This is a genomic window from Moraxella sp. CTOTU47616 (assembly GCF_032017465.1).
Lineage (GTDB): Bacteria > Pseudomonadota > Gammaproteobacteria > Pseudomonadales > Moraxellaceae > Faucicola > Faucicola tetraodonis.
The window spans coordinates 182,624-196,247 of sequence record NZ_DALZPU010000001.1 but is presented as its reverse complement, the minus strand read 5'-3'; the positions used below and the strand labels follow the sequence as shown (position 1 = coordinate 196,247).

11 protein-coding genes are annotated in these 13,624 nt (G+C 44.5%); 5 read left to right on the top strand and 6 right to left on the bottom strand.

From position 1 onward, the window contains the following. Positions 1 to 105: 105 nt before the first annotated feature. Positions 106 to 1,203, bottom strand: coding sequence for a 3-deoxy-7-phosphoheptulonate synthase (locus RTS10_RS00795; RefSeq protein ID WP_312538752.1), 1,098 nt, complete (start codon positions 1,201 to 1,203; stop codon positions 106 to 108). A gap of 328 nt (positions 1,204 to 1,531) precedes the next feature. On the opposite strand from RTS10_RS00795, the gene lpxB reads away from it, so the two are divergent. Further along, positions 1,532 to 2,920 carry a lipid-A-disaccharide synthase gene (lpxB, locus tag RTS10_RS00790; RefSeq protein WP_312538750.1) on the top strand — a complete coding sequence of 463 codons (1,389 nt, stop codon included), beginning with the start codon at positions 1,532 to 1,534 and terminating at the stop codon, positions 2,918 to 2,920. Positions 2,921 to 2,979: 59 nt separating this feature from the next. Here the strand turns inward: lpxB and RTS10_RS00785 are convergent, their stop codons facing one another. Both RTS10_RS00785 and purD read right to left on the bottom strand, forming a co-directional pair. Then, the gene (locus RTS10_RS00785; RefSeq protein WP_312538749.1) at positions 2,980 to 4,395 is read right to left on the bottom strand and encodes an ABC1 kinase family protein; all 1,416 of its coding nucleotides are present in this window, start codon (positions 4,393 to 4,395) and stop codon (positions 2,980 to 2,982) included. A 172-nt stretch (positions 4,396 to 4,567) separates the two neighbouring features. Then, positions 4,568 to 5,872 carry a phosphoribosylamine--glycine ligase gene (gene purD, locus RTS10_RS00780; RefSeq protein ID WP_312538748.1) on the bottom strand — a complete coding sequence of 435 codons (1,305 nt, stop codon included), beginning with the start codon at positions 5,870 to 5,872 and terminating at the stop codon, positions 4,568 to 4,570. A 68-nt stretch (positions 5,873 to 5,940) separates the two neighbouring features. Between purD and RTS10_RS00775 the strand changes: the two genes are divergently transcribed. Continuing rightward, complete coding sequence (locus RTS10_RS00775; RefSeq protein ID WP_096488846.1) at positions 5,941 to 6,663, top strand: ribonuclease HII; 723 nt, start codon at positions 5,941 to 5,943, stop codon at positions 6,661 to 6,663. Between the two features lie 213 nt (positions 6,664 to 6,876). Here the strand turns inward: RTS10_RS00775 and RTS10_RS00770 are convergent, their stop codons facing one another. Both RTS10_RS00770 and RTS10_RS00765 read right to left on the bottom strand, forming a co-directional pair. After that, positions 6,877 to 7,332 carry a DIP1984 family protein gene (locus tag RTS10_RS00770; RefSeq protein ID WP_007116746.1) on the bottom strand — a complete coding sequence of 152 codons (456 nt, stop codon included), beginning with the start codon at positions 7,330 to 7,332 and terminating at the stop codon, positions 6,877 to 6,879. Positions 7,333 to 7,367: 35 nt separating this feature from the next. Then, the gene (locus RTS10_RS00765) at positions 7,368 to 8,240 is read right to left on the bottom strand and encodes a glycerophosphodiester phosphodiesterase (RefSeq protein ID WP_312538745.1); all 873 of its coding nucleotides are present in this window, start codon (positions 8,238 to 8,240) and stop codon (positions 7,368 to 7,370) included. Positions 8,241 to 8,387: 147 nt separating this feature from the next. Here RTS10_RS00765 and RTS10_RS00760 point away from each other — a divergent pair, with 147 nt between their 5' ends. The 3 genes from RTS10_RS00760 (at position 8,388) to pgeF (ending at position 11,725) form a co-directional block, all read left to right on the top strand. Continuing rightward, positions 8,388 to 9,425 (top strand): hypothetical protein, encoded by a 1,038-nt coding sequence (locus RTS10_RS00760; RefSeq protein ID WP_312538744.1) that lies wholly within the window; start codon positions 8,388 to 8,390, stop codon positions 9,423 to 9,425. A gap of 142 nt (positions 9,426 to 9,567) precedes the next feature. Next, positions 9,568 to 10,749 (top strand): 2-methylaconitate cis-trans isomerase PrpF, encoded by a 1,182-nt coding sequence (gene prpF / locus RTS10_RS00755; RefSeq protein ID WP_409455565.1) that lies wholly within the window; start codon positions 9,568 to 9,570, stop codon positions 10,747 to 10,749. Positions 10,750 to 10,816: 67 nt separating this feature from the next. Continuing rightward, complete coding sequence (gene pgeF / locus RTS10_RS00750) at positions 10,817 to 11,725, top strand: peptidoglycan editing factor PgeF (RefSeq protein ID WP_312538740.1); 909 nt, start codon at positions 10,817 to 10,819, stop codon at positions 11,723 to 11,725. Between the two features lie 59 nt (positions 11,726 to 11,784). Here pgeF and RTS10_RS00745 read toward each other — a convergent pair whose 3' ends face one another. Next, positions 11,785 to 13,428: a peptidylprolyl isomerase gene (locus tag RTS10_RS00745; RefSeq protein ID WP_312538739.1), complete on the bottom strand. Its 1,644-nt coding sequence runs from the start codon at positions 13,426 to 13,428 to the stop codon at positions 11,785 to 11,787. Positions 13,429 to 13,624: the final 196 nt, after the last annotated feature.

The following is a 13,624-nucleotide window of genomic DNA, read 5'->3' as shown; positions in this document are numbered from 1 at the left end:
ACTAAACAAGTAACACAGGGCGTTTTAATCAGCTATCTGAAAAACTAGAGTCAATTAACAATTAATAATCACTTACTCATTACTAATCACTTAAAAAAATAACAGTTACTCATTCAACTCGCGAGTGGGTAATACATCTTTAATGGCGTCACGTAAATCATGCATCGCTTTGACCGTGGTATCCCAATCGATACAGCCATCGGTAATAGACTTGCCATATTCAAGCTGGCTCAAATCCGCGGTCAAATCTTGACGACCGCCTTTAAGATGACTTTCAACCATCATCCCAATAATCGAGCGATTACCGTGTTTGATTTGCTCAGCGATATTTTGAATGACCATCGGTTGTAGGTAAGGGTCTTTATTTGAATTGGCATGGCTTGAGTCGATCATGATTTTACCTGAGACTTTACCTTTGGCAAGTTCATTTTCCGCTTGGGCAACGGCAGTGGCATCATAGTTGGGTTTGCCATTACCGCCACGAAGCACCACATGACCGTATGGATTACCTTTTGATTTGATAATCGACACCAGACCATCGGCAGATAGACCTAAAAAGCTATGACCAGATTTCACCGCTTGCATGGCATTGACAGCCACTGTCATACCGCCGTCTGTACCGTTCTTAAAGCCAACTGGACAAGACAGACCTGAAGACATCTCGCGGTGAGTCTGACTCTCAGTGGTACGTGCGCCAATCGCTGACCAGCTGATTAAATCTTGGATATACTGCGGTGTATTGGGATCAAGCGCTTCGGTTGCACAAGGTAAGCCTTTTTCATTTAAATCAAGCAGCAGTTTGCGCGCAACACGCAAGCCTTTATTGATATCAAAGCTATCATTCATGTCTGGGTCATTGATTAAGCCTTTCCAGCCCACTGTGGTACGGGGTTTTTCAAAATACACACGCATCACGACATAAATACTGTCTTCAATTTCTTTGGATAAAGCCAACAGTTTATCGGCGTATTCATGCGCAGCGTTGACGTCATGAATAGAGCAGGGACCAATCACCATCAATAAACGTTTGTCTTTACCGTCTAAAATATTACGCACGGTTTCGCGACCTTTGGTCACCGTCTCGATAGCTTTGGGGCTCAATGGTAGTTCGTTTTTTAATTCCGCAGGCGTCACTAGCGGTAAAATTGCTTCAATATTCACATTATCTACATCAGCGATATCAGTTTTGGCAAAAGTTGTCATAATTCTCACAGGCTGTTGGCAAAAATTTAAAAAATCACTATAAACCAAAAAATTTATAATGTCATTACTTGAGTCAGTAGGAAAGCCTACTTTTAGTTTGGCAGTTGATAAAATATTTTGTCAATGTTCAAAATCTGTTTGGTCAAAGTTTTTTTGGATATTTGGGTAATCTGCATATCCTACAGCAACATTATAACAACTCTTGTATCAGTATACTAGTACAAAATAACAAATAACTGTCATTAAATTTTTTGATGGTTTTACTTTTCATCTGTTTACCCCTAAAATATTTTTTTAAAATGATAACCAAACAAGGCTGTTTAATCCCATGTACGCTAACGCCCCTGCACAAACCATTTCAGACCTTGCTGCAAACGCAACACTCGCAACCGATATTGCTAACCCAAGCGCAGCCAGCTTTTCTAACGTCAGCGAAGCGAGCTTTTCTAACATCAGTGGAGAGAACTTGCTGCAAAACGTTGCTAAAAATAAATTTCAGCCGATTGTCATTGGTATCGTAGCAGGCGAGGTCTCAGGCGATGCGCTGGGTGCAGACTTCATGCGCCAGATGAATAATTTGCGTGATGACATTGTGTGGGTGGGGGTGGGTGGCGCACAGATGCAAGCGCAGGGGCTTAACTCAGTCATTGAGATGTCTCGTTTGTCGGTGATGGGCTTGGTGGAAGTGGTCAAGCATTTGCCAGATTTGTTTAAAGCACGCGATGAGATTTTGGCAGCGTTTAAACAAAATTCAATCGATATTTTTGTCGGCATTGATGCGCCTGATTTTAATTTACGATTGGGTGAACGGTTAAAATCAGCGGGTATTTATTGTGTGCAATATGTCAGCCCATCGATATGGGCATGGCGGGAAGGGCGAATTGAGAAAATCAAACGCGCGACCAATTTGGTGCTGTGTTTGTTTCCTTTTGAGTTGTCTGTGTACCAAAAACATGATCATCCCGCCGTGTGTGTCGGGCATTCACTCCTCAAGACCATTGATGACAATTTACTTACAACGCCCATGGACGAGCTTCGCCGTGAGTTGATTTGGGATAATCCCACCTATCATCAGTTTTTTGTCAAAATGGGCGAGCTTGAAATGAGTCATCTCATTGCAGTGATGCCAGGCTCAAGACGCAGTGAAATCGATGCGATTTTTCCAAAAATGCTCAAAGCCATTCATCAACTGTTGATTATGGATGATAAGCTATGCTTTATCGTACCAACGGTCAACGAGCATCTACTGACTATCGTAGAGCAATATCTAGAAGCCCAATCAGCGCAGGTGCGCCATCATGTGACAGTGAGCTGTGATGAAACACAAGCGGATTTTAGCCAACGGGTGATGGCGGCGTCAGACTTGGTGCTGCTGGCATCGGGTACCGCCACGCTTGAAGCCATGCTACTGGGTAAACCGATGGTAGTGGTATATTCACTCAATAAAATGACCTTTTGGCTGGCAAAACGCCTAGTCAAAGTGCCGTATGTGGCACTGCCTAATATTTTGGCAGGTCGAGAAATCGTACCAGAATTGCTACAAGAAGACGCCAACCCAGACAATATTTGCCGTGTGGTACAGCAATCATTAAAAGTCAAAAACTATAACGAGCAGCTGCGAGATTTGCGGCAAACATCAGAGTGGCTGCGTGAACAAAGCAACATCAATCCCGCCAATGCGGTGATTGATAATTGGCTGACGTGGAAAAAACAGTAAAAATCCCATACGAAATTTGACGCTTTATCAAGTTGGGCGCGGTGATATTGACGGCAAATTTACGTCCAATCTTCTGAGGTGAATGTTGCCATCAAGTCATGGGCTTTGGTTCTTGCATCAAGCACAGTCATAAACGTGTAAGCGCCGATGAATTTACGGCTAATAAACATCAGCTCTTTAGGCGGCACGCTAAAGGCTTTTGAGGTCGCTGATTTGCTGGCAAGCTTAATGACACGGTTATGTAAATCACTTTCCGCCCAAATATAATTGCCATGTACATCCAGTACATTCGGTGGAATCGTCGGATTATGACTTGGCAAACTAAAGGGTTCACTGGCAAGCAAACATAGCTCGACCATATCATTTTTCACCGAATCACTAAGATTAGCAAAGAATTCAAAATGCTTGCCTGCTTGTTCAATTGCTTGGCGCATTTTGCTACGGTCATGAAAAACCCCTGCCAACAGCAAATTACGGGCGATAAGTAGCAGATTGTCATCAAACTGACGAATCGCGCCAAAGTCCAATAACACCAATTGGTCAAGCTGTGTATCAGGCTGCTGTGCAAGGCGAATCAGATAGTTGCCAAAATTGGGGTCGGTCTGCATATCCCCCCATTCAAAAATCTCACGCAGCATAATTTCAATCGAAGCCTGCCCAATCGCATTCCGTCTTTCTTGCGGTAGCGCAAATACTTGCTCATCCAAAATCGATACGCCATCTTCATAGGTCATACATAGCAGCCGATCAGTGCTATAAGCTTTGAGGATGCGCGGTACCACATAGCGACTATCGCCAACAAAACGTTGAAAAAATAGCTCAGTGGTATCTGCTTCGAGAAGGTAGTTGACTTCATGATGCAGCAGGTCACGAATTTCTTCAAACCAATCATCGAGTTGACGGGTTTGTGGGACAACATTGGTGACTTTAAGCAGTTGGCGAAACAAATCCAAGTCACTGTCTACGGCGTCAGCGATATTGGGGTATTGCACCTTAAATACCACTTGCTCGCCCGTGGCTTTATGAACCGCTCTATGTACTTGCGAAAGTGAGGCGGTGCCAATTGGGGTATGGTCGATATCAAACTCATGGATGGTATCGCCCAATTCTTTTTGCAGCGCTGATTCGATAATTGACCATGAAAAAGCAGTCGTCTGGCTGTTCAATGTCTGTAATGCTTCTGTGATTTCGGGGGGCAAAAAATGCTCCCCGTACAGGGCTAACATTTGACCGATTTTGACCACCGAGCCTTTGAGTTTACCCAGCTCATCCACCAAATATTGGGCTTGCTCACGCATAAAAGCTTGTTTTTGTACCGCTTTTTCTTCTTTTGATTTGAATAATCCAAAGGCACTATTGGTCGCCCATCGTCTGCCGATATTGAGCGATGCTTTGGCAATCGATAACCGACGGTCAAGCGCCGAGGTTTTGAGCTGTTCAAGCGGTTGGTTATCGTAATTTTGCGGATTTGCCATACAGGGTGCCTAATGTTTTTGAAAGAAAAAGCCAAATAAAAAGCAAATCATTTTAACACATGATTTGCTTTGATTGTTGTTACCGATTTTTAATAAAGCGGATTAACACTTAGCGTAACCACTTGGCTAACACAGTGGCTAGATGTCTAAATGCCATATCATTGGTTACTGGTTATTCGGCGCTAGATTGAATAGCGCGCCAACCGATATCACGGCGATATTGCATACCATCAAAGCTAATAGCGCCACAAACTGCTAAGGCTGTAGTTTGGGCATCCAAAATATCGTCACCGAGCGCCGTCACGCAAACCACACGGCCGCCATTGGTGATAATTTCACCATTATCAAACGCTTTGGTGCCTGCGTGGAAAACTTTGACATCCATATCCGTTTGCCCATATTGTGAGTCAAGCGTTGGTAACCCATGGATGACATCGCCGTTGCTCGCGCTTTCTGGATAGCCTTTGCTAGCCAGTACCACACCCAAGGCAGGACGCTCATCCCACTCGGTTTGTTTGGGGAGATTGCCATCCAACCCTGAGGCTATCAAGTCAACCATTGAGCCTTTTAGGCGCATCATAATGGGCTGTGTTTCTGGGTCACCAAAACGGCAATTAAACTCAATCACATAGGGGTCATTGTGGTCATCAATCATCAAGCCTGCGTACAAAAATCCCGTATAAGGCGTGCCATTAGCGTTCATGGCATCGACCACTGGCTGAATTACACGGGCAATCACCTTATCATGTACTTGCTGTGTCACCACGGGGGCAGGTGAGTAAGCCCCCATACCGCCTGTATTAAGACCGCTATCACCTTCGCCAATACGTTTGTGATCTTGGCTGGTTGCCATCGGTAAAATATGGTTGCCATCTATCATACAGATGAAGCTGGCTTCTTCGCCTTGCAAGAACTGCTCAATCACCACACGGCTGCCCGCATCACCAAATTTGTTGCCCGATAACATATCATTGATGGCATCAACGGCTTCTTGTTCGCTCATCGCCACAATCACGCCTTTACCTGCGGCTAAACCATCGGCTTTAATGACAATCGGCGCGCCTTCGGCTTTCACATAAGCAATCGCTTGCTCGGCATCGCTAAAAGTTTGGTATTTGGCGGTAGGAATATGGTGTTTTATCATAAAATCTTTGGCAAAGGCTTTTGACCCCTCAAGCTGCGCGCAATACGCCGTGGGTCCCCAAGTTTTGATACCTGCTTTTGTTAAATCATCAACCATACCTGCCACAAGTGGCGCTTCAGGACCAACCAATACAAAGGCAATGTCATTATCTTGGCAAAATTGAATCACCGCCGCATGGTCTTTGACGTCTAAATCGACATTTTGTAGTTTGTGTTCAAGCGCTGTGCCCGCGTTACCATTGGCAACAAAAACTGTGCTAACTTTGCTATCTTTGGCGCATTGCCATGCCAATGCGTGCTCACGTCCACCTGTGCCAATTACTAAAATATTCATATTGTTTCCTTAAAAATGTAAAATAGCCGTATGGTAGGCATTGTAACAAATTTTGGGATCTAAATTAAATGACAAAGCATTTTATTATCGGCGTGGATGAAGTCGGGCGCGGGCCGTTATTGGGCGATGTGGTAGTTTGTGCGCTCATCTTCGATAAAGCGATTTTATCTATCAAAGAAGATAGCGTAAGCACTGATTTACACACTGCTGATAGTGTAGGTATTAGCCACAATCATGCCCTAAGCGCGCTAACCGACTCCAAAAAACTGTCAGAGAAAAAACGAGAAGCGTTATTTTCCTTGATTGAACAAACGGCGAGCGCGCATCAGGTTGTCAAAATTTCTGCCAGCTTAATAGACCAGCTCAACATCTTACAAGCGACATTACTAGGGATGAAACAAGCGGTGGCAGGCGTGATGGCGCAAATGTTAGCGCAATACCCAACGGCGACCTTTAGCGTCATGGTGGATGGCAATAAACTGCCCGTGTTGTTTGACTTGCCCAATTATCAGCAAATTACGCATGAGCAAGCGATTGTGAAAGGGGACGGCAAACATGCGTGTATCAGTGGCGCCAGTGTGATTGCCAAAGTGACGCGTGACCGAGACATGGTGGCGTTGTCAGAGTTATATCCTGATTATGGCATTGAGCAGCATAAAGGCTATCCCACTGCCGCCCATATTCAAGCGATACAACATTACGGTATTTTGCCCATGCACCGCAAAAGTTTTGCCCCCATCAAACAGAGGATTTTAGACAAAAAAGGTGAACATACAGTCAATATCCGGTAGTAATGAGTGCAGGTCTAAAGTCGCCTTGTGAGCGGGTTTAACTAGTAAGGTGTGCTGAGCATGACAAGTAAAAAGATGGTCTTGCTCGCAGACCTGCAAGCTGTGCCCGATTTGTTTTCAACCTCTCGGTGGACAGCGCGCCAAACAAGGTCTGATAGTCGCCCTGTATGTTCAAATCTATCATAGCAAATTGTAGGGTTTTTTCAAACTAGCTTATACTAAATCAATCTGCCAATTAGCGGCTTGCAATTGGATATTTAAGTTTCTAAGTTTGACCGCTATGTCATCTGCTTGTTTTTGCAGTTTGACCGGTTCAATCACTTTTTGCCATTTGATTTCTCGATAGCTATAACGATCGCCTTCCGTCTTAGCATTATCAATCGCAGTTTGCAGCAGGCGATGGCGTTCGGCAAGTTCATCACGCTTGACTAAAGTGCTTAGCATGGTTGAACCATCGGGCATGACAGCGATGGCATTGGTGCGATGGATATGGTCGATTAACGCATACAGCTCGCTCATGACTTGATTGGCTTGTAGCAGCAGTTCATTTGGGTTTTCACTTGGGGTATCGCCGTCTTGGACTTTGACGTTTTCAGCAATGCGCGATTTCAAACTGGCGAGCTTTTTTTGCATATCGGCACGTCGTAACAAAGCTTCTGCAAGTTTCATGGTTATCTCCTGATTGGTCAATTTAGTGGGTCAATTTAAACGTTAAACTCATATAATTGGGTTAAAAATTGGGTAGGATAATCTGTAATCACACAATCGACGCCCATCTCAATCAAGCGTTTTGCTACATCAACCTCATTCACCGTCCAAGCGGTGACTGTTAAGCCATAAATTTTGGCAATTTCCAACAGGGCTGGGGTGATAAGCGCATAATAAATGCCCACTTGGCGACAGCCTAACGCACAAGCGCGATTAAAGGTTTGCAATATTAAGTTTTTACCCGATGCATCAGGCGTCGGTAAAAAAGCAATTTGGCTTGCCAGCGTGGTTTTAGGCTCAAGTGTCTTAGGCTCAAGTAATAATCCTGTCGGAAAGTGAAACGTTAAAAATTGCTGTTGGTTGTGAATTTGGTACAAAATATCGGTATCAAAACTGGTCAAAGTAATGGGTAAATCTTGCCATATTTCTTGTGATAATAGCCTAAGCAGATTTTTAACCAACAAGGCTGGCTGGGTTTTAGCATGGGTTTTGATTTCTAGTTCAATATGGCAAAAGTGTTGCAGATAGGGTGGTAAATCGTCTAGCAACAATAGGCGATGTTTTAAAAATCCTAGTTCAAAACGTTGGGAAAAACGCCCATAGTCCGATTGCACAATGGCGTCTAATTCCGCCCATGTTTTATCAGCAATCCACGATTGTTGTTTTGCCAGCCGATTTAAGGTTTCGTCATGTACCACCACAAATTTACCATCGGCGGTCATTTGGATATCAAATTCAACCCCATCAAGCTGCTTCCCATGTTTTTGCAATTGCTGCACGTAGGCAAAGCCGTCTTGACAGTTCTCTAGCCTTTCAGCGCGAGCAGCACGATGACCGAGTAAATAATAGGTTTGATTTGGATGGCGCATACGATGCTCGCAATAGACAATAAAATTTTATGACTACTAAAAATTATTACAACTAAATTTTATTATAAATAATAGTGAACAACTAGCCAATTTGCAAAACTTTGCTTTATAATGGCATGGTAATAAATTCTGCGTGAAAGGTGCCTTATGTCTATGATTTTCCCACAAAATACGTTGTCAAAAAAAATGCTTACGCCGTTATTGTTGGCGTGTTTTGCCTTAACCGTCGTGGGATGTAGTCGCAATGAGCAAAAAGACGAGCAAACTGGCAGTACTGCAAGCAGTGAGCAAAAGCCAATTGAAACGTCTGATATTGCCTGTAACAATGAGAAGGCAACTGGTGCCATTCACAGTTATCTGGTCAATCGCATTGACCAGCAAGCCAAAAAACAGTCTGACATCATCCAGCAGCAAGCAGGGACGATTGTTGATATGACTATCTTGCAAAATGGCTTGTCGCAAGTGGCAATCAACCTAGAAAGTGTGAATGGTAGCAATGGTAAATGCCAAGCGACGGTGTCGTTTAATATGCCTCAAGCGCAGCTCGATAACGCGGATAAAATTTATACCCGTCTAAAAATGCCAGTCGCCGCCGAGCAAATCACGTCGCGTGGGTATCAACTACAAAATAGCACGTTGGTGGCAAACAATGTTGGGTTTGGCCTATCAGCCAGTGGCGCCAATTACCAAGTCAATAGCACAACAGGCGACGATGTGATTGGGCTAGTCGGTGAGATTATGGCAAATTCGGCATTAGCGCAAACGCTGACCCAACCATCTAATACGCCCTTAGCCGGTTCTTCGGCAGGCGCCATACCTGTTCTACCGCCTGTGACTAGCAGACCCAGTGTCGCGGCCAACAACAGCCAAAATTCAACGACCAAACCTGTCAAGAAACAAACGCCAGAAAAACCAAAAACCAACAGTGAAAAAAACGACAGCGAAAAAACCAAGACTGACGTGACCACCACATCAGACAAGAAAAACACAGCATCAGATAGCGCGGATAAAAAATCGGTGAAAAAATCTGAGTCAACCACCTCAAATGCTGATACCAAATCAACCGCTACTAAGACAACGGCTAGCACAAGTACAGACAAATCGACCAAGTCAATATCGCATGAAAAAGTCCCAACCGACACCAATGTAAAATTAACCATTGAAGAAAAAAACGAGCAATACTAACGTAAGCCACTGATAAATGACGTGTTTAACGTATATCACCCAGTCATCAATTTGTTTTATCATCTTTTTGATGTAGTAATGTGACTAAACATAAAACAAATTGATGCGTCAATTCTCTGCCTGCCACCATAAGGATATGAACATGGCTAATTTTGCCCCACAAATCGCTGTTAAAGCTACCTATATGCGCGGTGGTACATCAAAAGGTACTTTTTTCAAGCTTGATGACCTACCTGAACGCTGCCAAACCCCAGGGGAAGCCCGAGATAATTTTTTACTGCGGGTGGTGGGTAGTCCAGATCCGTATGGTAAGCAAATTGACGGTTTGGGAAATGGCTCATCATCAACCTCCAAAGTGGTGATTTTGTCAAAAACAGACGTTGCCGATCATGATGTGAATTATTTATTCGGTCAGGTCGCCATTGACAAAGCGATGATTGATTGGTCGGGCAACTGTGGAAACTTAACCGCTGCGGTCGGTTCATTTGCGATTGCCAATGGGTTGGTGGATGCCAGTAAAGTGCCCCAAAATGGCATTTGTGAAGTCCGAATTTGGCAGCAGAATATCAGCAAAACCATCATCGCGCATGTACCCATGGCCGATGGTCAGGTGCAAGAAACGGGCGATTTTGAGCTAGATGGTGTGACTTTCCCAGCAGCCGAAGTCAAAATTGAATTTATCGACCCTGTGGATAGCGATGGCGATATGTTCCCGACGGGCAACTTGATTGACAAACTTACTATACCTGAAATCGGTGAATTTGACGTCACGATGATCAATGCGGGAATCCCAACGATTTTTTTAAATGCCAAAGACTTGGGTTTTACGGGCGCTGAGCTGCAAAAAGACATCAACAGTAACCAAGAAATTTTGGCGAAGCTTGAAAAAATCCGTGCCCATGGCGCAGTTAAAATGGGACTAATTGCAGCGTTAACAGAAGCTCAAACCCGTCAGCATACCCCAAAAATTGCTTGGGTTGCGCCACCCGCTGATTATACCGCCTCTAGTGGCAAAGCAGTCAAGGCAGGCGATATTGATTTGCTTGCCCGCGCGATGAGTATGGGTCAACTGCACCATGCCATGATGGGTACAGCCTCGGTTGCGATTGGCACCGCAGCGACCATTAAAGGTACGCTAGTCAACCAAGCGGCCGGTGGCAAAGCGTTGTCTGAAGTACGCTTTGGTCACCCATCAGGCACGCTACTGGTCGGGGGTGAGTCCTCGCAAGTGGATGGCAAATGGCAAGCCAAAAAAGTGTCTATGAGCCGTTCAGCGCGCCGTCTGATGGCGGGTGAGGTGTATGTGCCGGGCGATGCGTTTTAATCGACAAAGCATTCACAAGCCAACTTATAGCCTAATACCTAAGAGACTAATAACTAAGAGCCCAATAATGACAGATAAGCACTCACACTGGATTGAACTTACCCAAGCACCGAAGCAAGGGGTAACCGTGGTTCAAACCCTATCTGGCTCTGAGTCCCTGCCAAGAAAGTCAAGTAATTCAAGCAAGTCAAGCAATGATTCAGTGGGGCAGTCTAGTTTGAATGCTATGTACGGTCAATTCAATCTAGGCTTGCATGTAGGGGATGATAGCATGCAGGTGCATCAACATCGTGCGCACTTGCTGCAATCCTTGCAACACTATCATCCCGTATTAAACAGCATTCATTGGCTTAATCAAATCCATGGTAATGACGTTTATCAGGTTACCGATAAAATTGGCACAGCAGCGATATCGGCCGATGCGCATATCACTCGTTTGCCTAACGTTGCCTTAGCGATTATGACAGCAGATTGTGTACCTGTCATGATAGCGACCGATGCAGCAGATGATAACAAGCTGATTGCCGCGATTCACGCTGGCTGGCAAGGTCTTAGCAAAGATATCATTGCAAAGACCGTGCAAAAAATGGTACACCAGTTTGATTTTGCAGCGGGGGACAATGCGCCTGCTGAAATGCACAAGGTCACTCGTGGGTGGCAAGCTTGGATAGGCGCTAGCATCGCACAATCAAGCTATGAAGTGGATAGTCGTGTCAAAGATGCGGTGTTATCAGTGTTAAACGTATCTGAGGTTGTCGCTACTCAGTTGTTTCAGCCAAATGCTGATAAGGTCGGTCATTATTTTGCCGATTTGCCTGCAATAGCAGAATTACAGCTCAAGGCTTGTGGCATTCATCAGGTGCATAAAAGTGGTTTAGATAGCCATGGTGATGCACGATTTTATTCGTATCGTCGGCAAACCCAGCATCAACTACCTGCAACAGGTAGAATGGCAACGCTGATCTTCATGGATTAATTCTCATAAAAAAAGGCAGTGTGTTAATCAATCATACTGCCTTTTTTGTGCAAGCTAAATTATTGCATAATTTTAACGTAAGCTTGGGCTCTTAAATCCTGCATCCAATCATCTAGCGCTTGCGGTGCCATACGTTGGTATAGAATTTCACGAGCCATGTTTTTACGATAGACATCACTCACATCTTTCTGGCGTTTTTCATCGACTTTAAGAATATGCCAGCCAAATTGTGATTGAAAGGGCACAGAATAGTCATTTACCGACGTTTTTTTCATCATTGCTTCAAAGCTTGGTACCATATCACCTTCACTGACCCAGCCCAAATCGCCGCCGTTGCTGGCGCTTCCTGGGTCTTTTGAGTAGGTGCTTGCTAAAGTAGCGAAGTCCTCACCTTGACGCAGTTTTTCATAGATAGTGTCGATCTGCTGTTTTGCCATGTCAGCGGGTAGGGCAGTTGACGGGCTGATTAAAATATGGCGGGTATGCCATTGATCGATGATTTTTTGCTGACCGCCGCGTTTATCGACCAGTTTAATCACGTTATAACCTTCTGCTGTGGCAATCGGGTTGGTGACTTGCCCGACTTCAAGGGCGGTGATGTTTTTTGACAGTTCTGTCGGTAACTCTGCCGCGACGTGGTAGCCCATATCGCCCCCTTGAATTTGCGCGTTATAGTTGGTTTGCGCGTCAGTCATGATTTGCTCAATATTGGCATTCTCAGCTTGCAAGTTTTTGGCAATTTGGGTGGCTACAGTCAGCGCTTGTTTTTTTTGTTTGTCGCTGGTTTTACCTGCAGCATCGGCTTCAAAAGGCACACGAATATGTAAGGTGCGATATTGTGATTTTTCTAAAGCGTTGCTCTCTGGTGATTTTAAGAAGTTATCGACATCTTGATCGGAGATTTTGATGCGGCTAGCAAGTTGCTGCTGCTGCAAGGTTTGTATCGTCAAGTCTTCACTGACTTTTTGACGCAATGCTTGGTAACTACCTGCGCGCTGGGCGTCAAGTTTTTGCTGGAATTCAGCAAGGCTTGCGACCCCATTTTGTTGCGCCAAATTGGTCAACGCAGCATTCACTGCGCTCTCTTCAGCTTGCAGTCCTTGGCGTTTGATGATATCAAGTTGGATTTGCTTAGTAATTAGCTGATCCAATACTTGCGGATAAAGTTGCTGTGCGGGTGGTACAGCTTTATTTTGCGCTTGAAGCTGTGCAGAAGCTTGAGCAACCGCGCGATCCAACTGGCTGCGTAAAATAGGGGTGTCGTTGACAATAGCAATCACGCCATCAATGACCTGATCTTGCGAGCTGTTAGTGACGACAGGCGCTGGCTTGGCTGATGAATTAGCGACCTCTGGTGCTACGGGCGCAGGTTGAGAGACAGCCGGTGCAGTTTTTTGAGTGGTAGGTTTTGACACGCTGGCTTTGGTGTCAGCTTTGACTGATTTGGCAGCGTTGGTGGTTTTGTTTGCTGTTACAGCTTTGGTTGATTTGCTTGTGGTTTGTGTCGCAGGTTTGGTGTTAGATTTTTTGCTAGATTCCACCGTCGTTTTGCTGCTAGTCGTATTAGTTTTAGCTGTTGCAGTCACGGCTTGCGCGTTCAATGTTGGCATAACCAATAGTGCGCCATATATCAAAGCGCTAGTGAGAGCAGATAGGGTGTTACGGTGAAAATTGGGTAAATTATGCATGACAGCATGGTTCATGGCATGTATCCTTAAAATAAAAACCAAAAAATAAAAAAAGTAAATTTGATCACTCAAAAAATTAGGGCAAAACAATTTCAATAAAATGGCTGGTCTTTCACCAAGTTTCTTACATCAAATTTCTTAGATTTAGATGTTGCTAAGTTTGGGTCATTTTATACAATAATATTTGCTGGCGTATGTCTGTATGATAATA